Genomic DNA, 20,718 nt, shown 5'->3' with positions numbered 1-20,718 from the left:
TCACCCGGAACGCGGCGGGACGGCCAGCGGCCAGGAGACCAGGTCGCGGTAGCGCCGCGGGGCCGGATCACCGACGGGGTTGCTGCCCACCAGGTGCAGGCGCGGCGTCCACCAGGGGCGGCCGGTGAAACCGGCCAGGACGGCGGCGCCCGCCGGGACGCCCTCGGGGTCGTCGCGGCGGGCCCGGGCCAGCGTGAGGTGCGGGTGCAGGGGGCGGTCGCGGTGGTCCAGGCCCTGCGCGCGGACCAGGGCGCGCACCTCGGCGGCCAGCCGGTGCAGGCCGTCCAGGTCGCCGGTGACGCCGCTCCACAGCAGCCGCCCGTCGAAGTGCCCGCCCCCGCGCAGCCCCAGCCGCAGCGCGGGGTGCCCGGCGGCGGTGGCCGCCAGCGCGGCCCGCAGCGGCGGGACGGCGGCCGCCCCGACCTCGCCGAGGAAGGCCAGCGTGACGTGCCAGTCCTCGATCCGGTTCCAGCGCAGCCGGGGGTGCGCCTCGTACGCGGGCCGCAGGGCCCGGGCGAGCTCGTCCTTCGCCTCGTCGGGCGGGGCCAGCGCGACGAAGACGCGCAGCGCGTCGGCCGGCACGGGGGGTTCGTCCACCAGGGATTTCTAGCACCTGGACGCGGGCGGTGCGCCGGACGGTGGCGAGCGGGGTTCCCGTCCGCCGTCACCGCCCGCCGCACCGCCCCACCGCCGCCGGTGGGAGGCGCACCGCGCGGGCGGCGCGGGCACGGTGACGCGGGACGGGAACGGGAGGCGGCGGGTGCCGGTCGAGCAGCGGGACGACGGGAGCCTGGTCTTCGGCTACCTGGACACCGGTTCGCCGGACCGGACGAACGCCACCGACACCGTCCTGGTCCGGGCCGGCCAGCCGTACCGGGCCGAACTGCGGCCCTACCGCTTCGGCGCGCTGAACGCCTGCGACATCAGCGGCGAGCAGGACGTGCGGGTCCAGCCCCGGCACTCGCCGGACGCCCGGCCGCAGGGCCCGCTGATCGGACTGCTGCTGTCCGGGCGCGGCAGCCTGGAGCAGGACGGGCGGCAGTGCGCGCTGGCCCCCGGCGGCTTCGTCCTCTACACCGGCGCCAGGCCGTTCCGGCTCGCCCTGGGCGGCGCGTACCGCTACGTGGTGTGGAGCCCCGCCGCGACCGCGGCCGGTCCGACCCCGGCCCCGGCCGGAGCCGACCCGTCCGGCACCGCCACCGGCCGGGTCCTGGGCGCGACGCTCGCCGAACTCGCCGAACGGGCACCCGCGATGAGCGCGCTGGCCCGGCACGAGAGGGGCGAGCACGTCACCGGCATGATCCGCACCCTGCTGCGGGACGCCACCGCCCCGGCCGCCCCGGACCGCCCCGGGGCCACCCTCGACCGGGTCCTCGACTGGATCGACGCCCGGCTCGGCGCGGAGCTCACGCCCGCCGCGATCGCCGCCGGGCAGCACATCTCGGTCCGCCACCTGCACGCCCTGTTCGCCCGGCACGGCGACACCGTCGGCGAGTACGTCCGCCGCCGCCGGCTGGAGCGGGTCCGCGCCGACCTCGCCGACCCCCGGCCGGCCCACCTCCCCGCGTACGCCCTGGCCGCCCGCTGGGGCTTCCGCGAAGCCAGCCACTTCGGCAAGCTGTTCCGGGCCCGCTACGGCCTCTCGCCCCGCGCCCACCGCGACTCGGCGCTGCGCGCCCCGGACTGACCGGCGGCCACCGCCGTTCCGGGCCCGGGCCGGTGGAAACGGCGGTTTACCCGGCCTTTCCGCAGGCTTTCCGGACGCTTTCCGGGCCGTCGGGGTTCGGTACCGAACAGGAGCAAACCCGTTGCCCGGCTGTCGTGCCCATCGACTAGAGTCCGCGACGGATACAAGCGGGGACGGCCGTCACGGGATGCGGAGACACCGCGCCCGAGCCGCCCCCAGGGGGAGAGACCCAGATGTTCAAGACCGGACGCACCTACCTCGCCGCCACCGCGGCGGTGCTCGCCCTGACCGCCACCGCCTGCGGCAGCAAGGGCGGCGACGGCGGCACCGGGGGCGGCGGCGGTGTCGCCCAGCCGGCTCCGGACAGCGGGAAGGGCGCGGACCTCGACCCGGCCGCGCTGCTCAAGCTGGTCGGGGAGAAGACCAGCGCGGCGAAGTCCGCCAAGGTGGAGATCAGCAACGACATCGGCACGGCCTCGAAGAGCAGCATGACGGGCGCGATCTCCTGGGAGCACGGCCTCCAGGGCGAGATGACCGGCACCATGGGCGGCGGGATGGCCGGCGCGCTCAGCAAGGCGGGCAGCGACGGCAGCTTCACCGCCCGCTACCTGAGCGAGGCGATGTACGTCAACATGGGCGACGGCATGGCCCCCCAGATCGGCGGCAAGCACTGGATCAAGTACGGCTACGCGGACCTCGCCAAGCTGATGGGCGCGGCCGGCGACAGCATGAAGAGCCAGCTGCAGAACGCCGACCCGATCTCCTCGGTGCGCGCCCTGATCGCCGCCGGCCAGGTCACCAAGGCCGGCCAGGAGACCGTGAACGGCGTCAAGGCCACCAAGTACACCGGTGACCTCGCGGTGGAGGACCTCGCCAAGTCCGGCGCCAAGGGCCTCAGCGCCGACCAGGCCGAGGCGCTGCGGAAGCAGTTCGCCGCGGCCGGCATCACCACCGACCACATCGAACTGTGGATCAGCGGCGACGACCTGCTGGTCAAGAAGGTCGAGAAGTTCTCGACCAAGGCCGGCGACGCGGTCTCCACGGCCTCCTACTCCGACTACGGCACCAAGGTCACCGCCGTCGAGCCGAACCCGCTCGACACGGTGGACTTCGTCGACCTGGTGAAGGCCAACAGCAACAAGACCGGCGCCTGAGCCGCGACGGCCGCCCGGCCGTCCGCCGCACCCGGGACGGGCGGGGCGGACGGGGCGGACGGGGCGCACGGTAGGGCGGTGGGGCAGCGGCAGGGAGGTGAGGGAGGGCCGGCGGCGCGCGGGCCCTCCCTCCGCCGCGTCCGGTGGCCGCCCGGGTCGGCGGCCCTGTTCGGCCGCCCGGCCCGGCGGGCCGGTTCAGTAGGCCGGCAGGCCGTCGACCGGCACGACCGGGAGTTCGTCGACCCGGGCGAAGCCGTAGCCGCGTTCGACCAGGCCCTCGATGATGCCGGGCAGGGCCGCGACGGTCTGCGAGCGGTCGCCGCCGCCGTCGTGCAGCAGGATCATCGCGCCGGGGCGGGCGTGTTCCAGGACGGTGCGGGTGATGGCGTCGGGGCCGGGCATCGACCAGTCGCTGGGTTCGACGTTCCAGAGCGCGATGGTGGCGCCCGACTCGCCGATCCAGCGCAGCACGTCGGGGCTCTGGCTGCCGTAGGGCGGGCGGAACATCCGGGGGCCGGGGTCGTCGCCGACGGCCAGCGAGATGGCCTCGTCGGTGCGGCCGAGCTGGTCGAGCAGCTCGGTGCGGGACAGGTCGGGCAGGTAGGGGTGGGACCAGGTGTGGTTGGCGAGCTGGTGGCCGGCGGTGGCCATCCGGTCGAGTTCGGCGCGGTGGGCGAGGGCGTGCAGGCCGACGCAGAAGAAGGTGGCGGGCACCGCGTAGCGGTCGAGGACGTCGAGGATCCGGTTGGTGTAGGGCGGGTTGGGGCCGTCGTCGAAGGTGAGCGCGACCACCGGCTTGTCGGCGCCGAGGTTGTTCCACAGGCAGCGGCCGGAGTGCAGCATCGCCTCCAGCTCGGCGGCGCCGGACTTGAAGGAGGCGATCATCTCCTCGGCCCGCCCGCCCAGCGTCCCGGTGTCGATGCTGAGCCGGACGACCGCGGCCGGATCGCGGAACGCCGTGCGGGCCAGCTCGGCGGCCGGGACGGAGCCGAACGCGGGGCGGGGCGGCAGCATCCACGGGTCGGCCCGGTAGACGGCCAGGCCGGCGGCCATCAGGCCGCCGTCCAGCATGCCGTTGGTGGAGTCGATGACGGTCACCAGCTCCTCGCCGGCCGCGGCGGCGGCCCGCTGCAGCTCCAGCAGGTGCGCGGTGACCGCGCCGACCCGGCCGGCCGCGAAGCGGGTCTCGGCGGCGGGCCGTCCCGCCGCGTCCAGCAGGGCGACCTCGAAGCCCGTACCCGTCCAGGCAACTCCCGTGAAGCGCATCGCTGTCCTGTCCCCGTCGCCGGTCGCGGCCCGGCGCCGCGTGAATGGTCAGGAAGCTTTCCAAACAGCTAACGGCACGTCAACGCTACTGACGAGAAAGGAAGTTGGGGCATGGCCGGTTGCCCCAACGGCCCGCCGGGATCAGTGTTCGAGGTCGGCCCGCATCGCGGCGAACAGCTTGGCGGCGTCGGTCGGCGCGGTCGCCGGGAACAGCGCCACCGCCGCCGTCGACGAGTCGACCCAGCCGCACAGCGCGTCCGAACCGAGCGGGAAGCACTCCAGGTTGCCGCCGAGCGGACCGGCCGGGTACGCGACCGAGGCGCCCGGGCTGCCGGTGCCGCCCTGGCCGGCCGCGTAGTCGATCAGGCCGCGCCACAGGTGCTCGCGCCGCTTGCTCGGCTCCTCGGGCACGTTGTCCACGCCCGCGAACAGCACCGGACGGCCCTTCTGCCGCTGGTAGTTGGTCTCCACCAGGGTCATCCCCTCGCGCATCTCGCCCGGGTCTACCGGCACGTCGCTCAGCTGCGCCTCCCCGGTGCCGCGGAGCAGCCCGCCGGCCGTCCGCGCCTCGGTCAGCCGCCGCTTGCCGTCGGCCGCCGCGGGCGCGCCGGAGGAGGCGGGCGGCGTCGCGATCGGGGTCGGCTTCGCCGTGCCGGTCGCGGGCTTCCCCGAGGAACTGCCCGAAGGAGTGCCCGCCGTGCTGCCCGAAGAGGCCGCGGCCGGCGCGGCGGCGTCGCCGTCCGTCCCCTCGGGGTCGCAGGCGGTGAGGGCGAGCGTCGCGGTCAGCACCGCGGCGGCGGTGAACAGGGCGCGGGCGGCGAGCGGTTGACGTCCGGTCATGGCGGGATTCCCCCCAGGAGGTGTGGTGAGGCGGCGCACCCGGGCTGCTGGACCCGGAGTGCGTGACGGGGCAGGACGCTATCGGCGCCGACCCCGCCCGGCGTGCGAAGACGCCGTTTCCGGACCGCATCGGGACCGGACGGTGACACGTCGACACATCACCTCCCGGACCCGCGCCCGGGCCGGCGTCCACGGAGCAGCCCGCACGGTCCGGGCCGCTTCGCGGACGGAAAACCGTTTCCGCCCGGCGGGCCGCCGCCGCGATGATGCGGACGGGCGCGCCCTTCGAACGGACGCGCCCCCACCGCCGAACCACGGCCGCGCCACCCCAGGAGGACACCGCGTGCACCCCGACCTCGCCAAGGCCCGCGAACTGCTCGACGCCGACGACCCGCAGGGCGCCGTCCGGGAGCTGCGGGCCGTCGCCGACGACCTGACGGCGGCCGAACTCGCCCCGCTCGTCGCCAGGCTGGCCGAACTGGTGGGGATCGACGACCTGGCCCGGGCCGCCGCCGCGCTGGCCGCCGCGGCTGCCCCGACTCCGACCGCCGCTGCCCCGACCGGCTCCGCGCCGACCGCCGCCGCGCCGGCCGGGGGGCCCGTCGCCCCCGGCGCGCTCTACGCGTACGGGTACGCCTGCATCGAGCACGGCCTGTCCGAACTCGCCGTCCCCGCGCTGCGCCAGGCGCTGTCCGGCGCGCTGCGCGGCGAGGGCGCGCCGGAGGCCAGGCGGCGGCTGTTCGGCCGCTCCCGCCGGGCCGCGGCCGAGGTGAACCCCCGGCAGGTGCTGCTGGAGCTGGCCGTCGCGCTGGAGGACGGCGAGCGGCACGCCGAGGCCGCCGAACTCCTCGACGGGCACCGGGAGCTCACCGGCGACTGGCCCGACCGCTACCTGCTGGCGCACAACGCGCTGATGGCCGGGCAGCTCGACCGGGCCCGGGAGGCGTTCGACGGCCTGTCCGCCCCCGACGAGACCTGGCGGCCCGCCGCCGACCGGATCCGCCGCACGCTGGCCCGCGCCGCCGCCGTCCCGCCCGCCGGCCCGGCCGACCTGCGCGGCTGGCACCACGTCCTCACCGGCGGGCTGCTCGCCACCCGCTCCCCGTTCGGGTACGACGCGGGGATGGCCGGCCGCTGGGCCTACCTCCAGGGCGGCTGGGACGACTGCCGGCTCGGCCTGGAGCGGCTGGGCGCGATCCTGGCCGCCACCGGCCGCCGCCCCGCCGCCGTCGCCCTGCTGCCCGACCGGGGCAGCCGGGCGCTCGGCCTGGCCGCCGCCGAACTGCTCGGCCTGCCCGCCGCCCCCTACCGGCCCGGCACGCCCGACGCGCTGGTGGTGGCGTACGACCTGAACGAGGTCGACCCGGAGCTGCTGGAGCAGCTGCACGAGCGGGCCCCCGGCGAGCTGCTGTACGAGCACGCCACCTGCTGGACCGACACCCCGGCCGTCTCGGCCGACGTCTGCGGCCTGCTGGTGCAGCGGATCGTCGCGCCCTGGGAGCCCCGGATGACGGTGGACGAGGACGGCGAGGTCTCCGAGGCCCCGGCCGACGGCCGCCCCGCCGAGGAGCTGGCCCGGGAGATCCTGGCCGCCTCCGCCGAGCCCGACCCGGGCGACGGCAGCGCCCCGCCGGACCCGCTGGAGGAGCTGGAGCGGTTCGCCGCCCGGGCCGCCGCCACCTGGGCGACCGGCACCCGGGACCGGATCCGCTCGGCGGGCCCGGTCCGCAGCTCCCGCTTCCACTGACCCGGGCCCGGCCGCCCGGCGCGCCGCCCGCCGGACCACGTGGTCCGGCGGGCGGCGCGTCCAGGGGCGTCGAGGGCCGGTGCGGCTACCTGCCGGGGCGGGACTTGCTCCAGGCGGGAGCGACGAAGGCGACCAGGACGACCGCGAAGCCGATCTGCAGGAAGTGCCGGATCCAGTCGATGCCCCCGGTGTGCCGGACGCCGATCCAGCCGGCCACCAGGTTCCCGAGCAGTGCGCCGGCCGCGCCGAGCAGCATGGTCAGCCACCACGGGATGGACTGCGGGCCGCGCAGGATCAGCTTGGCCAGCACGCCCAGCACGAAGCCGATCAGCAGAATCCAGAGGAGTTGGAACATCGAAACCCCTGCCTTTCCGGTCGGGTGCCGGTCCCTCGGGCGGTGGAGGCGGACGGCGGTGGGCGGACGGCGGTGAGCCGTGCGCGCGGGCCGGGAGTGGTCCGGTCCGCACCTGCCATGATCGCGCGCCCCGGCCGTCCGGGCATCTCGGCCAACCCGTGGACCTGCGGGTTTGCAAAGCTCCGGTAAAGGGTAGGCGGGCGTCCCGGAGCGGGCACCCCGGTGATTGCGCCACGGCGCGGTGTGGTGGGATAAACGTCCTGAACGGACGTCAAGTCCCATGGGGGGATACGGGATGGCAGCGGGTTTCGGCTACGAACTGGGCGAGCTGGCGAAGATCCAGCGGGAATTCCAGACGATCCAGCAGCGCATGGGCGAACTGTCCAAGCAGACCGGCCACATCAAGTCGGTGATGACCAAGGCCGTCACCACCGACCTGGCCGCGGGCGCCCTCGGCAACGTGATCGGCTTCGGCGCGGTGGTCGCCCAGGTCCGCGAGCGGGTCGAGGCGATCCAGAAGCAGATGGCGGCCCTGGAGCAGACCAAGAACGAGCTCACCAAGAACCTCGGCAGCGACGTCAGCAAGCTCGCCACCGTCGCCAAGCAGTACGCCGAGGCCGAGCGGCGCGCCCACGAGGCCGTCACCCAGCCCGGCAAGGGCAGCCACCCGCACCAGCCGAGCAGCCCGAAGAAGCCCGGCACCACCCGGCCCACCCACCCCACCGGCCCGGGCAAGCCCGGCCACAAGCCGATGCCGACCGGTCCGAACAAGCCCGGCCCCGGCGGCGGCACCGGCAACGACCCCAAGCCCACCGTGTCGCACGAGGGCGCGATCAAGGTCGGCGAGGTCACCTACGACGGCAAGGGCAAGTACAAGAGCGGCGAGGCCGCCTGCCGGGAGTACATCTCCCAGGCGCTGGACGCGATGGGCGTCACCGACCCGAAGGCCCGCGAGACGTGGACCGAGGGCATGCTGACCATCGCCAAGCGCGAGTCCTCGTACAACGCGCCGACCTCGCAGATCAACCTGACGGACAGCAACGCGCACGGCGCCAACGTCGGCGACGGCCACCCCGCCAACTGCTCGCGCGGCGGCTGGCAGTGCATCCCGACCACCTTCGCGGCCAACCACGTCAAGGGCACCTCCACCGACATCTACGACCCGGTGGCCAACGTCGCCGCGTCCATGACCTACATCCGCAGCACCTACCACGTCTCGCCGGACGGGCACGACCTGACGGCCAAGGTGCCGCAGGCCAACCCGAACCACCGGCCGCAGGGCTACTGAGACCCGCCGGGCCCGTCACCGGGCCCGCCGCCGGACCGTGACGGCCGCCCCCGCACCCGTGCGGGGGCGGCCCGTCGTCCGTTTCCACCGCCGTCCGACCCCCAGGGACACCCGTGCGTTCGCTCCGCCTCGCCGCCGCCGCGGTGGCCTGCCTCTCCACCGTCGCGCTCCTGTCGGCCTGCGACCCCGACGGCACCGGCGGCGGCGACACCGCCGCCTCCGCCCCGGCGGCCTCCGCCCCCTCCACCCCCTCCGTCCCCGGCTCGTCCGGTACGGCGAAGAGCCCGGCCGCGGGCGAGGGCACGCCCGGGAAGGCCGGGCGGCTGCCCGCCGGGGTGTGGATCGACCCGAAGGCGGTGCCGCTGAACGCCGCGCTGCACTGGAAGGCGCCCGGCAGCGCCGTCAAGGTGCTCGGCGAGCAGGGCGCGTTCCGGATCGAGACGCTCTGCCTGATCCCCCGCGACGACTCCTTCACCCAGCTGCCGATGGCGGAGACCGCCTCGCTGGGCGGCGCCGCCGGCGACTGGGCGGCCGACCAGATCGTCGCGAGCTTCGGCTCCTCGCAGAACTACAGCGGCCGGGCGCAGAGCGCGCACGCCGTGTTCACCACCCTGAAGGAGGGCGTGAAGAACTGCGCCACCACCGTGCCGGGCACGGTGGTGAAGATCGACTCCGAGGGCGGCACGACGCTGGCCGCCACCCTGAGCATCCCGCTGACCGGCGGCGGCACCGCCGAGGTGCACGAGTACCTGTCCACGCCGGACGGCTCGGTCGCCGAGCTGACCCTGCACGCCCAACTGCCCGCCGGCGCCCGCCCGAGGACCGCCTGGTCCGCCCCGGCCGCGACCGGCGTCCTGGACGCCCTCGGCAAGCCGCTCTGCACCGCCTTCGCCGACTGCTGAACCCGCTCGACCCGCTCGACCCGCTGAATCCATCCGCGTCCACCGGGCCGGCCCGCGCACCCCGCGGCCCGGCCCGGTGCCGTTCCCGGAACCGTTACACACTTCTCGCCGCTTCTCCCTCGACCGATACCTCGCAAGCAGAGCTAAAATCGGGGGGTGAGCCAAGCGCCGGAGGAGTACCGGTCCGCCGAGGAGCTTTCCGGCCTGCTCGTCGGCATCCATCGACTGATCCGCCGCCGTCTGCGGACGGGGGCGGACGGCCCGCGGCTGCGCGGTGCCCAGGTCGAGCTGCTGAGCCTGGTGCTGGACAGCCCGGGCGTCCGGGTCTCCGAGGCCGCCGAGGAGCTGTTCCTGGCCGGAAACTCGGTCTCCACCCTGGTCAACCAGTTGGTGGGCAAGGGGCTGCTGCGCCGCGAGGGCGACCCGGCGGACGGGCGGGCGGTCCTGCTGCACGCCACCGACGAGGCCGTCGAGCGGCTGGCCGTCTGGCGGGTCCGCCGGGCCGAGCTGATCGGCGAGGTCGCCGCGGAACTCCCCGAGGCGGACCAGGCCGCCCTGGTCGCCGCCCTCCCCGCCCTGCGCGCGGTCGCCGCCGGCCTGCGGGGACGGGAGCCCGGCGCCGTCGACGCGCGGGCGGCCGACGTCCCGGTGTGAGGCCGCAGGCGTACGGAGGCACGGACGCACGGATACGCGGACGCACGGGCGGGCCGGTCAGTCGGCGGGCCCGAGCCGGTCGGCCCAGGGGTGCGGGTGCGGTCCGGCGCGCTGGGCGGGGGTGAGCAGCGGGGCCAGGTCGCGGAAGTCGGCCTCGTCCTTGGGCCGGCGGTCGCGGGCCTTGAAGAGCAGGACCAGTTCGGGCGTGAGGTAGGGCAGTCCGCCGGGGGTGCGGCGGGTGAGGCCGGCCAGCGGCAGGCGGGTCCGGCGGCCGCGGTGGAAGACCCAGTCGGGGCCGTCGCTCTCGCCGACCAGGAGCTCCACGGGGACGGAGGTGCCGTCCGGGCTGAGCGTCTCGCGTCCGGGTTCGGGGGCGGTGCGGCCGTCCCAGCGGTGCCGGGCGCTGGTGCGGCGGTCGGTGACGGTGACCGGGCGGTCGGCGAAGTGCTGGGCCAGCAGCGGGAGTTCGCGGGCCAGTAGTTGGACGTCGACGTCCGAGTGGGGCCGGCGGTGGTGGCCGACCCGTAGGTCGACGGCCCAGCCGCCGGCGATCCACCAGGCACCGCGGTACCCCGAGAACAACCGCGCCACCTCCGGAAGCGGGGCACAGGCTCCCACGCTTCCGGGGACATCCCCCGTGAACACGCTCAGTACAATATCACATTTCCCAGAGGGTGGCGCGGCACCGCTCAGCAGCCCGGCTCCACCCCCGCCGAGCCCGCCGCCCCGGTCGGGCCGGTCGCCGCGAACAGCGCGTCCAGCGCCTCGTCCACCCGGGCCCGCTCGGCCTCCCCGCCGGGCGGCACCAGGCGCAGCGTCCGCCGCACCCAGGCCGCCACCAGCGCCGCCGGGGCCTGCAGGAAGGCGTCGCCCTCCGGCGAGCACAGCATCAGCGTCACCATCCGGCGGCCGTCCACCGAGGCCGGCCAGACCCGGACGTCCCCCAGCCCGGTGGGCCGCAGCAGCCCCTGCACCAGCAGGTCCCGGGCGAAGAACCAGCCGATCGGCTGCGCCGAGTCGACGTGGAAGGAGACGTGCACCGCGTACGGGTCGTCGGGGCAGTACACCAGCCGCGCCGGAACGGCGAAGACCTCCTCCGGCGACAGCAGCAGGTCCATCACCAGGTCGAGGCGCAGCTCGGCGGGGCTCTCCATCACGGGTGTCTTCTCCAGTGGTCCGGCCCGGCGGATCCGGGCTGGTCTGAGCAGGAGACTAGAGCCGCCCGGCGCACCCACGGGCGCCCTGGACGCCAACGCTGTCCGAACGAACAGCGCCGCCCCGCCCCGGCCTGTGGGCGGCGACAAAACGCTCCCCCCAACGGCCCGACGCCCCGTCAACACCCGCCCCCGCCCTCACCCGGGGAACGCCCGTACGGCCACCGGCCCCGTCCCGGCACCCCACGGCGTGCCCGCCCCGGCCCGCGCCCCCGCGCCGACCGTGCGCGCCGCTCCGCGCCGCCTAGGCTCGCCGCATGGGCACCCGACTCCCCGCGGCGCCGGCGGACTCGGCCGCACGACTGGCCGGCCACCTGCTGGACCGGCTCACCGCGCTCACCGAGGAAACGGTCCGCCGGATCCGCGACAACATGACCGTCTACCGCAGCGCCGGACCACTGCCCGCCGGGGACCTCACCGAATCCGTCCGCAGCAACATCGAGTTCACCCTGCGCCGGCTCGCCCACGAGGACGGCCTCTGCCTGGAGGCCCCCCGCCGCACCGGGCGGCTGCGCGCCGAGCAGGGCGTCCCGCTGGCCACCGTGCAGTCCGCGTTCCGGATCGGCTTCGCCCACCTCTGGGAGACGATGGCCGCCGAGTCGCTCCGCCACGGCCTGGCCACCAGCGAGGAGTTGGTGCAGATGGCCACCGACGTCTGGCGGTTCAACGAAGAGTCGACCAACGCCATGATGAACGCCTTCAGCCAGACCACCGCCCTGCTGATGGTCCGCCGCGACCAGGAGCGCTCCGCCCTGGTCGACGTGGTGCTGCGCGGCGGCATGGGCAACCCCGGCTCCGTCCTGGAGGCCGCCGACATGCTCACCCTCCCGTACGACGGCACCTTCGCCGTGGTCGTCGCGCACGCCCCCGGGCTCGCCCGGCAGGCCCTGCCCGACATCGAACCCACCCTGCGGCAACACGACATGGGCTCCGCCTGGCGGCTCACCCCGGACGCCCACATCGGCATCGTCTCGATGCGCGCCGCCGCCGCGATCGACCTGCTGGTCGACACCCTGCGCAGCCAGACCGTCCGCCGGGCCGGCGTCAGCCCCTGCTACACCCGGCTCGACCAGACCCCGCAGGCCCTGCACCTGGCCCAGGTCGCGCTCGCCAGCTCGGCCCGGCCGGACGAGACGGTCACCCTGTTCGACGACAACCCGCTGCCGATGCTGGTCGCCAGCGCCCCCTCCACCGCCTCCCGGATCGGCAACCAGGTGCTCGGCCCGGTGATGGAACTCCCCGACGGCCAGCGCGAACAGCTGCTCACCACGATGTCCACCTGGTTCGCCGTCGACGGCTCCGCCGACAAGGCCGCCAAACTGCTCTACTGCCACCCCAACACCATCCGCTACCGGCTCCGCCGGATCGAGCAGCTCTCCGGCCGCTCCTTCGAACGGCGCCTGGACTCCGCCGAGTTGTACATCGCGCTGCAGGCCGTCCTGCACCTGCCCGAGGTGGTGCGCGACCCGCTGGAGTGAACTCCCTCGGGCGGCAGGGGAGTCGGAGATGTCGGCGGTGTACGGCATGATCCCCGTCATGAGTACGTCGATCGAACACTCCACCGGCGACTGGGCCGAGGTACTGCCGCTCTTCGGCGCGGGCGAAGAACCGCCGGACCGGCTGCGCCCCCGGATCGACCGGGCCCGCGACGCCGCCCGGCGCCGCTACTCCGGGAGCGGCCTGCCGCTGCCCGTCCCCGAGGCGCTGGAGCACCTGATCGCCGGGCACACCGACTCCACCGCCGAGTACGCGGGCAACTCCTACCAGCGGGCCCTGCAGCTGCTGGTCGCCGAGTGCGGCTCCGACACCAACACCTTCGCCACCTTCTCCAGTCCCGAGAGCCTCTACCGGGGGCTCGACGAGCAGCTCTCCGCCGCCGGCGTCCCCGCCGAACTCCTGCCCTGCGCCTACCTGTTCGGCGGCCCGCCCGAGCAGTTCCCGGACATCCCGCGCTCCGTCGACGGCTACCCCGCCCTCGGCCACCTCCCGACGGCGCGGGCCGGCGCCGTCGCGGCCGCCTACCGCGCCGCCCAGGACCGGGTCGATCCCGCGTACCGGTACGAACTGGACCGGCTGACCACCCTGTTGGAGCTGGAGGACCAGAGCTGGGTGTCCTACCGCGAGGACGAGTCCTACCCGCGGCTGACCCTCTTCTTCTACCTCGGCTGACCGGGCGCGGTTCCGGCCCCGGTCCCGGCCGCGGTGCCAGCTGGCCGGCTCGCCGCAGCCGCGGCGGCGGCCACCGGCAGCGGGTCGCGCGGCGGGCGGCCCAGCAGTTCCGCGAGGTCGGGGGAGGTGCCGGCCAGGAAGCCGTGCCGGACGGTGGTGGCGATCGAGGCGAGCATGGCCGGCTGGAACGGCAGCAGCCCCGGCATCGCCGTGCGGACCGCCTCCCGATGCTCGCCCAGGCCGACGGTGCGGTGCGCGACCCCGAGCCGCTCGGCCACCAGGCCCGCCGTGACCGGCACCCCGACCAGGTCGTACACCCGCCCGGCGTGCCGCGCCGGATCCGCCGCGACCCGCGCCGCCGCCTCGGCCAGGTCGGCCCGGACGACCGCCGCCAACGCGCCGCCGCCGAACGGGGAGACCAGCCCGGAACCGTCGTCCTCCCAGCTCAGCAGCGCGCCGAACAGTTCGGCGTACAGGCCGTTGCGCAGGACCGTCCAGGCCGGGCCCGCCTCCCGCAGCAGGCGCTCGGTGGCGCGGTGCGCCAGCGCGAAGGCGAGGTGGTCGCCCGCCGTGGTCAGGCTGGTGTACACCACGTGCCGGACGCCGTCGCGGGCCGCCGCCGCGAGGACCGCCGCGTGCCGGGCGACCACCCGGTCGTCCTCGGCGTAGCCGGCCGAGACCAGCACCAGGGTGGACACCCCGGTCAGGTCGAGGCCCGCCGGCTCGTCGAAGTCGAGGCGCCGCACGCCCTCCCCGGGCGTCCGGCTGCCGCCGGCCACCGCCCGCGCGCCGTCCGCCCGCAGCGCGGCGAGGACCGCCGCGCCGAGGTTCCCGTTCGCACCCGTCACCAGGATCATGCCGCTCGCCGTCCTTCACCGCGGTTCCCGCCGGCGCTGCACCGGCTGACTAGGCTTGATCCTCGATCGCGCCCGCACCGCCCACAAGGAGGCAGTTCGATGTCACCGACGCACACCGCGGTAACCACCCCCGCCGAGCTCGACCCCTGCGGGCACCAGGGCCACCCCGATTGCGGCATCCGCGACGTGCAGGACCGGCTCGGCGACAAGTGGTCGGTCCTGGTCATCGTCGAACTCGCGGGCGGGCCACGGCGGTTCCGCGAACTCCAGCGCGCGGTCGACGGCATCTCGCAGCGGATGCTCACCCTCACCGTCCGCCGGCTCGAACGCGACGGCTTGGTCCGGCGCACCGTCTACCCGACCGTCCCCGCCCAGGTCGACTACCGCCTCACCGAGACCGGCACCGGCCTCACCCACCTGGTCAAGGCGCTCGCCGACTGGTCGCTCGCCCACCGCACCGCCATCGCCGACGCCCGCCACGCCTACGACCTCGCCCACCCCGGCCACGACATCCGCTGACCGCCCGCCCGGCCGCTGAGGCCCCTCCGCCGGAGTCTGATCCCCGCTCAGCCCGGAGCGGAGGGCCGCCGCCCCGGTCGGCTGCCAGTGACGGAACGCCAACGGCCCCGGTCCCGGCCATGGTTCGCCGCTGCTCCAAGCCCGTCGCCGTCCGCCGCCCGCCGCATGTCCCGGCCTTGCCCTCGACCAGGTCGAGCCCCCTACCGTCGGCCGCCATGAGAACCGCCGCCACCGCACGCCCCGCCCACCCCGCACCCGCCGCCGGCCCGGGCCGACTGCCCCGGGCGTACCTGTGGTGGCTCGCGGGCACCCGCGTCTCGGCGGTCGGCGACGCCGCGCTCGGCTGGGCCCTCGGGTGGGCCGCGGCGGGGCACGGCGGGACGGCGGCCGGGCTGGTCCTGGCCGGGACCACACTGCCGCGCACCCTCCTGCTGCCGCTGGGCGGGGCCGTCGCGGACCGGATCGGGCCCCGGCGGGCGGCGCTGGCCGGGGACGCCGCGATGCTGCTGGCCGTCCTCGCGCTCGCCGCCACCCTCGCCGCCGACCGGACGGCGGGCCGCACCCCCTGGACGCTGCTCGGCTTCGCGCTGCTGCTCGGCACCGTCGACGCCCTCCAACTCCCCGCGAGCGGCGCCCTGCCGCGCCTCCTGGTCGCCCCGGCCCAGCTGCCCCGCGCGCTGGCCCTGCGCCAGGCCGGCGGCCAGGCGGCCGTCCTGCTCGGGGCGCCGCTGGGCGCCCTGCTGGTCGGCGCCACCGGGCTGGCCGGCACCGCGCTGGCCGACGCGGCGACCTTCGCGGCCGTCCTCGCCGTGACCCTCCGGATCCGCCCGGCCGCGACCCTTCCCCCCGCCCACGCCCCCGGCGGGCTGTTCGCGGCGGTGGCCGACGGCGTACGGGTGGTGCGCCGGGACGGGGCACTGCGGGCCGCGGTCGGGCTGGCCGCCGTCGCCGCCGCCGGGGTGCTGCCGGTGGTCGCGCTGCTCGCCCCGCTGCTGGTCCGCGAACGCGGCTGGGGCGCGGCGGCCGCCGGGGCGGTCGCGGCGGGCCAGGCCGTCGGCACGCTGGCGGCCGCCCTGGCCGCGGCCCGGCTGGGCACGCTGCGCCGTCCCGGTCGCGGTGCCGCCCTCGGCCTGCTCGCCGCCGCCCTCGGCAGCGCCGTCCTCGCCCTCGCCGCCGCCCCGGCCACCGCGGTCGCGGCCGCGACGGCGGTCGGCGCCGGTTCGAGCCTCTTCGCCGCCCACCTGGGCCCGGCCGTCCTGGCCGCCGCCCCGCTCTCCCACCTCGCCCGGGTGCAGTCCCTGCTGACCTTCGCCCAGAGCGCGGCCCTGGCCCTCGCCACCCCGGCCTGGGGCGCCCTGGCCGGCCTCCTCGGCACCCCGTCCGCCCTGCTCGCCTGCGCCCTGCTGACCGCCCTCGCCGCCACCGCGGCGGCCCTGACTGGCAGCGGACGCCGCTGAGGACTGGCGCAACTCCCGCGCGGCGGGCGGTCCTTGCAGAAAGATTTTTCGGTCGGGTGGGCGGATTCGCCCTGCTGTGCCCACAGGCGGGTGAGGTCAAGGAGTCTTTACAGCCCGGTCATGCCTCAGTAACCTCCTGGAAGTTCTTGCATGTACTTGCGCAAGCACCCCCACCCATTCCCCTGCCGCGAGGCAGTTCCCCACCGCCCGCGGCCCCAGTACCGAGGGACACTCCCTTGACCAGACGAGCACGGCACCGGCGGCGCCCCATCGCCGCCGTACTGACAGCGGCGGCGGCACTCACCGCGAGCCTGCTGTCCACGGCTCAGTTCGGCGTCACCGCGAGCGCGGCGACCGACACCACGGCGGCCGGCGGCAACACCGCCACCGTCTTCTACTACACCAAGACCCGCAACTGGTCGGCGTACGACCTGCACTGGGCCCCGGACGGCGGCAGTTGGACCACCGTGCCGGGCACCGCCATGCAGGCGGCCTGCACCGACTGGGTGAAGAAGACCGTCGACCTGGGCAGCGCGACCGGCCTGCAGGCGACGTTCACCAACGGCTCCGGCACCTGGGACAACAACGGCGGCAAGAACTACGCCCTCGGGACCGGCACCGTGGTGGTCAAGGACGGCGTGGTCGCCCACAGCGACCCCTGCGGCACCGACAACGGCGGTACCGGCAGCCCGAGTTCCAGCCCCAGTCCGACGCCGAGCCCGTCGTCGACCGGTGCGAGCGCGACCGTCTACTACTACACCAAGACCCGCAACTGGTCGGCCTACGACCTGCACTACGCCCCCAACGGCGGCACCTGGACGACGGCGCCGGGCGTGGCGATGGAGCCGGCCTGCACGGACTGGGTGAAGAAGACCGTCCCGCTGGGCGGCGCGACCGGCCTGCAGGCGACGTTCACCAACGGCTCCGGTACCTGGGACAACAACGGCGGCAGGAACTACGCCCTCGGGGCGGGCGTGGCGACGGTCAGGGACGGCGTCGTCGGCAGCACCGCGCCGTGCGCCACCGACACCCCGAGCCCGACTCCGACCCCGAGCGCCAGCGCGTCCCCGTCCCCGTCCCCGTCCCCGTCGGCGAGTGGCGGCACGCCGGCCGGGAACAGCGCCACCGTGTTCTACTCGACCGCCGTGGTCGGCTGGAGCATCGTCAACCTGCACTACGCCCCGGCGGGCGGGGCGTGGACGGCGGTGCCCGGCGTCGGGATGCAGGCGGCCTGTCCGGGCTGGTTCAAGCGCACCGTCGACCTGGGATCCGCGGCCACCATGGCGGCGACGTTCAACAACGGCCTGGGCACCTGGGACAACAACAACGGCGCCAACTACGTCGTGCCCAAGGGCGTCTCGATCGTCCAGAACAGCAAGGTGATCGCGAACGCCACCGACCCGTGCGCGGCGGTCGTGCCGGACACCACCGCGCCGAGCGTGCCGGGCGCGGTGAGCGCCTCCGCGACCGACACCTCGATCGTGCTGACCTGGGAGCCGTCCACCGACGACACCCGGGTGACGGGCTACCAGGTGACCCGCAGCGGTGGCAGCAAGGGCGCCTCGGTGATCAACGTCGGCTCGACCGTGTACGCGGACACCGGCCTGGAGCCGCGCACCGTCTACACCTACACCGTGAAGGCGCTGGACGCGGCCGGGAACGTCTCCGCCGTCTCCGCCGCCGCCGTGGCCACCACCGGGGACGCGCCGCCGGCCGCCAAGGCCGGGGAGATGATCGGCACCGACCCGCGCAAGGACCCGATCTACTTCGTGCTCACCGCCCGCTTCTACGACGGCGATTCCTCCAACGACCGGGGCGGCAACCAGGACGTGAAGTCCGGCAACGCGGCGAACAACGACCCGATGTTCCGCGGCGACTTCAAGGGCCTGGTGCAGAAGCTCGACTACGTCAAGGGCCTCGGCTTCTCGGCGATCTGGATCACCCCGGTGGTGCTGAACCGCTCCGACTACGACTACCACGGCTACCACGGCTACGACTTCTACAAGGTCGACCCGCGGCTGGAGTCGGCCGGCGCCTCCTACCAGGACCTGATCAACGCGGCCCACGCCAAGGGCATCAAGATCTACCAGGACGTGGTCTACAACCACAGCTCCCGCTGGGGCGCCAAGGGCCTGTACGTGCCGACCGTGTACGGCGTCCGGGACGCGCAGTGGTCCTGGTACTACGACGAGAAGCAGGCCGGCTTCGAGTACGACGGCCTGACCGTCGAGCCGAAGAGCGGCAAGTCGTACTACAACGGCGACCTGTGGTCGACCACCCAGCCCGCCGGGCAGACCTGCGTCGGCTGGGGCAACCCGACCCAGTACAAGAGCCCCGAGGGCTACACCATCTACAACTGCCAGTGGCCGAGCCCGACTTCCGGCATGTTCCCGTCCCGCTACTACCACACCTGCTGGATCGGCAACTGGGAGGGCGAGGACTCCCGCTCCTGCTGGCTCGCCGACGACCTGGCCGACTTCAACACCGAGAACGCCGACGTCCAGAACTACCTGATCGGCGCGTACGACAAGTACATCGACATGGGCGTGGACGGCTTCCGGGTCGACACCGCCGTGCACATCCCGCGCGTCACCTGGAACCGGCGCTTCCTGCCGGCCATCCAGCAGCGGGTCACCCAGGACTGGGGCGCGGCCAAGGCGCGCAACTTCTTCGTCTTCGGCGAGGTCGCCGCGTTCGTCAACGACAAGTGGAACCGCGGCTCGGTCAACCACTCCGCGCAGTTCTACACCTGGAAGGAGCGCAAGGACTACACCGCGGACGACGTGCAGGCCGCGCTCGACCAGTACACCTACGAGGAGCAGCTGGGCACCGGCAACCAGCCGACGTCCGCCAACGCCTTCCTGGACGGCAACACCTACCACGCGCCCGACCACTCGAAGTCCTCCGGCATGAACATCATCGACATGCGGATGCACATGAACTTCGGCGACGCGCACAACGCGTTCGGCAACGGCAAGGACTCCGACGACTCCACCAACGACGCCACCTACAACGTGGTGTACGTCGACAGCCACGACTACGGGCCGAACAAGTCCAACGTGCGCTACGCCGGCGGGACGGACGCCTGGGCCGAGAACATGGCGCTGATGTGGACCTTCCGCGGCATCCCCACCCTCTACTACGGCTCCGAGATCGAGTTCCAGGCCGGAAAGCAGATCGACTGCGGCCCGTCCTGCCCGCTCGCCACCACCGGCCGCGCCTACTACGGCGACAAGATCGCCGGCAACGTGACGGCCAGTGACTTCTCGGTGGTCTCGGCGGCGGACGGCGCGGTCGCCACCACGCTCCAGCAGCCGCTGGTCAAGCAGGTGCAGCGGCTCAACCAGATCCGCCGGGCGATCCCCGCCCTGCAGATGGGCCAGTACTCCACCGAGGGCGTCAGCGGCGGCATCTCCTTCAAACGCCGCTACACCGACGCCGCCACCGGCACCGACTCCTTCGCCCTGGTCACCGTCACCGACGCCGCCACCTACACCGGCATCCCCAACGGCACCTACCAGGACGCCGTCACCGGCGACGTCCGCACCGTCACCAACGGCACGCTGTCCGTCGCCGCCCCCGGCAAGGGCAACCTGCGGGTCTACGTCCTCGACCTGGGCGGCAAGAACGCCGCCCCGGGCAAGATCGGCACCGACGGCCCGTACCTGAAGTAACGCGCCGTCCGCACGCGCCGGCCGCGGCCGCCGGGTACGCCCCGGCGGCCGCTGCTAGCGTTCCCGGCATGGACGCGCCCCGACACCTGACCGACGACGAAGGCCACCCCGTACGCCTGCCGGCCGCCGTCCGGCGGGTCGTCTCCCTCGTCCCCTCCCTCACCGAAGCCGTCGCCGCCACCGCCCCCGGGCTGGTGGTCGGCGCCACCGACTGGTGCAGCCACCCCGCCGAGCTCGACGCCGCCCGGATCGGCGGCACCAAGAACCCTTCGCCGCAGGCGATTTACGCCCTCCGGCCCGACCTGGTCATCGCCAACGAGGAGGAGAACCGGGCCCCCGACCTGGCCGCCCTGCGCGCCGCCGGCATCCCGGTCTGGACCACCCGGATCCGCGACCTCGACCAGGCCCTCGAATCGCTCCGCCGACTGCTCGTCGACGCCCTGCAACTCCCGCCCCCCGACTGGCTGGTGGCCGCCCGCCGAGCCTGGGACTTCCCGCCGCCGCCCCGCCCCGTCCGCGCGATCGCCCCGATCTGGCGCCGCCCCTGGATGGTCCTCGGCCAGGACACCTTCGCCGCCGACCTGCTCCGCCGCCTCGGCGTCCACCTCCTCCCCGCCGCCCACCCCGACCGCTACCCCCGCCTCACCCTCCCCGAACTCCACGCCCTGCAACCCGAGTTGCTCCTCCTCCCCGACGAGCCCTACCACTTCACCCCCACCGACGGCCCCGACGCCTTCCCCACCCTCCCGCACACCCTGCTGAGCGGCCGCCACCTCACCTGGTACGGCCCCTCCCTGGCCGAGGCCCCGGCCGTCCTCGGTGCGCAGCTCCGGGGCTGAGGCGCGGCGCGGCGTCGGTGCCCTCAGGGTATCCCGAGGGGCACCGACGCCGTCTTCAGGAGAGAGCCGGGCCGACGCGCTTCCAGGAGAGCTGTC

Annotated in this window: 19 protein-coding genes; 12 read left to right on the top strand and 7 right to left on the bottom strand. The window is 74.9% G+C overall.

The genetic code is table 11. The features are described 5' to 3' along the window. Positions 1–597: an RNA 2',3'-cyclic phosphodiesterase gene (gene thpR, locus KSE_RS05865; protein ID WP_033258530.1), complete on the bottom strand. Its 597-nt coding sequence runs from the start codon at positions 595–597 to the stop codon at positions 1–3. A gap of 163 nt (positions 598–760) precedes the next feature. Between thpR and KSE_RS05860 the strand changes: the two genes are divergently transcribed. Beyond that, positions 761–1,687 (top strand): helix-turn-helix domain-containing protein, encoded by a 927-nt coding sequence (locus tag KSE_RS05860; protein ID WP_033258531.1) that lies wholly within the window; start codon positions 761–763, stop codon positions 1,685–1,687. A 233-nt stretch (positions 1,688–1,920) separates the two neighbouring features. After that, the gene (locus KSE_RS05855) at positions 1,921–2,841 is read left to right on the top strand and encodes a hypothetical protein (RefSeq protein ID WP_014134353.1); all 921 of its coding nucleotides are present in this window, start codon (positions 1,921–1,923) and stop codon (positions 2,839–2,841) included. 195 nt (positions 2,842–3,036) lie between these two features. Here KSE_RS05855 and KSE_RS05850 read toward each other — a convergent pair whose 3' ends face one another. Both KSE_RS05850 and KSE_RS38150 read right to left on the bottom strand, forming a co-directional pair. Next, positions 3,037–4,107, bottom strand: coding sequence for a polysaccharide deacetylase family protein (locus KSE_RS05850; RefSeq protein ID WP_014134352.1), 1,071 nt, complete (start codon positions 4,105–4,107; stop codon positions 3,037–3,039). A gap of 141 nt (positions 4,108–4,248) precedes the next feature. Further along, positions 4,249–4,947: a hypothetical protein gene (locus KSE_RS38150; RefSeq protein ID WP_014134351.1), complete on the bottom strand. Its 699-nt coding sequence runs from the start codon at positions 4,945–4,947 to the stop codon at positions 4,249–4,251. 343 nt (positions 4,948–5,290) lie between these two features. Here KSE_RS38150 and KSE_RS05835 point away from each other — a divergent pair, with 343 nt between their 5' ends. After that, positions 5,291–6,694 (top strand): hypothetical protein, encoded by a 1,404-nt coding sequence (locus KSE_RS05835; protein ID WP_014134350.1) that lies wholly within the window; start codon positions 5,291–5,293, stop codon positions 6,692–6,694. Between the two features lie 85 nt (positions 6,695–6,779). Here KSE_RS05835 and KSE_RS05830 read toward each other — a convergent pair whose 3' ends face one another. Continuing rightward, positions 6,780–7,049, bottom strand: a complete 270-nt coding sequence (locus KSE_RS05830) for a GlsB/YeaQ/YmgE family stress response membrane protein (protein WP_014134349.1) — start codon at positions 7,047–7,049, stop codon at positions 6,780–6,782. Positions 7,050–7,344: 295 nt separating this feature from the next. On the opposite strand from KSE_RS05830, the gene KSE_RS44270 reads away from it, so the two are divergent. The 3 genes from KSE_RS44270 (at position 7,345) to KSE_RS05815 (ending at position 9,893) form a co-directional block, all read left to right on the top strand. After that, entirely contained in the window at positions 7,345–8,337 is a 993-nt protein-coding gene (locus tag KSE_RS44270) for a transglycosylase SLT domain-containing protein (RefSeq protein WP_014134348.1), read from the top strand. Positions 8,338–8,450: 113 nt separating this feature from the next. Beyond that, positions 8,451–9,239 carry a hypothetical protein gene (locus KSE_RS05820; RefSeq protein WP_014134347.1) on the top strand — a complete coding sequence of 263 codons (789 nt, stop codon included), beginning with the start codon at positions 8,451–8,453 and terminating at the stop codon, positions 9,237–9,239. Between the two features lie 156 nt (positions 9,240–9,395). Next, positions 9,396–9,893 carry a MarR family winged helix-turn-helix transcriptional regulator gene (locus tag KSE_RS05815; RefSeq protein ID WP_014134346.1) on the top strand — a complete coding sequence of 166 codons (498 nt, stop codon included), beginning with the start codon at positions 9,396–9,398 and terminating at the stop codon, positions 9,891–9,893. A 57-nt stretch (positions 9,894–9,950) separates the two neighbouring features. Here the strand turns inward: KSE_RS05815 and KSE_RS45635 are convergent, their stop codons facing one another. Together KSE_RS45635 and KSE_RS45630 are read right to left on the bottom strand one after the other, a co-directional pair. Further along, positions 9,951–10,475: a nucleotidyltransferase domain-containing protein gene (locus KSE_RS45635; protein ID WP_051055109.1), complete on the bottom strand. Its 525-nt coding sequence runs from the start codon at positions 10,473–10,475 to the stop codon at positions 9,951–9,953. 107 nt (positions 10,476–10,582) lie between these two features. Beyond that, on the bottom strand, positions 10,583–11,047 hold the full coding sequence (locus KSE_RS45630) for an SsgA family sporulation/cell division regulator (RefSeq protein WP_033258532.1): 465 nt from the start codon (positions 11,045–11,047) through the stop codon (positions 10,583–10,585). A gap of 317 nt (positions 11,048–11,364) precedes the next feature. On the opposite strand from KSE_RS45630, the gene KSE_RS05800 reads away from it, so the two are divergent. Further along, complete coding sequence (locus KSE_RS05800) at positions 11,365–12,585, top strand: PucR family transcriptional regulator (RefSeq protein ID WP_014134343.1); 1,221 nt, start codon at positions 11,365–11,367, stop codon at positions 12,583–12,585. A gap of 58 nt (positions 12,586–12,643) precedes the next feature. Continuing rightward, a complete protein-coding gene (locus KSE_RS05795; protein ID WP_014134342.1) occupies positions 12,644–13,276 on the top strand; it encodes a DUF7691 family protein in 633 nt (210 codons plus the stop codon). Here KSE_RS05795 and KSE_RS05790 read toward each other — a convergent pair. After that, the gene (locus tag KSE_RS05790) at positions 13,264–14,133 is read right to left on the bottom strand and encodes a Rossmann-fold NAD(P)-binding domain-containing protein (protein WP_014134341.1); all 870 of its coding nucleotides are present in this window, start codon (positions 14,131–14,133) and stop codon (positions 13,264–13,266) included. The two genes, KSE_RS05795 and KSE_RS05790, sit on opposite strands and share 13 nt — an antisense overlap. A 99-nt stretch (positions 14,134–14,232) precedes the next feature. Between KSE_RS05790 and KSE_RS05785 the strand changes: the two genes are divergently transcribed. From KSE_RS05785 to KSE_RS05770, 4 genes are all read left to right on the top strand, one after another. Next, positions 14,233–14,652, top strand: a complete 420-nt coding sequence (locus tag KSE_RS05785; protein ID WP_014134340.1) for a winged helix-turn-helix transcriptional regulator — start codon at positions 14,233–14,235, stop codon at positions 14,650–14,652. 215 nt (positions 14,653–14,867) lie between these two features. Continuing rightward, on the top strand, positions 14,868–16,109 hold the full coding sequence (locus KSE_RS05780) for an MFS transporter (RefSeq protein ID WP_014134339.1): 1,242 nt from the start codon (positions 14,868–14,870) through the stop codon (positions 16,107–16,109). 236 nt (positions 16,110–16,345) lie between these two features. Then, the gene (locus tag KSE_RS41970; protein WP_014134338.1) at positions 16,346–19,783 is read left to right on the top strand and encodes a carbohydrate binding domain-containing protein; all 3,438 of its coding nucleotides are present in this window, start codon (positions 16,346–16,348) and stop codon (positions 19,781–19,783) included. A gap of 68 nt (positions 19,784–19,851) precedes the next feature. Continuing rightward, complete coding sequence (locus KSE_RS05770) at positions 19,852–20,622, top strand: helical backbone metal receptor (protein WP_014134337.1); 771 nt, start codon at positions 19,852–19,854, stop codon at positions 20,620–20,622. The last annotated feature ends 96 nt before the right edge of the window (positions 20,623–20,718 follow it).

It is taken from the genome of Kitasatospora setae KM-6054 (assembly GCF_000269985.1).
GTDB classification, from domain to species: Bacteria; Actinomycetota; Actinomycetes; order Streptomycetales; family Streptomycetaceae; genus Kitasatospora; species Kitasatospora setae.
Note: the sequence above shows the minus strand (reverse complement) of the source record. Positions and strands in the feature narration are given on the sequence as shown.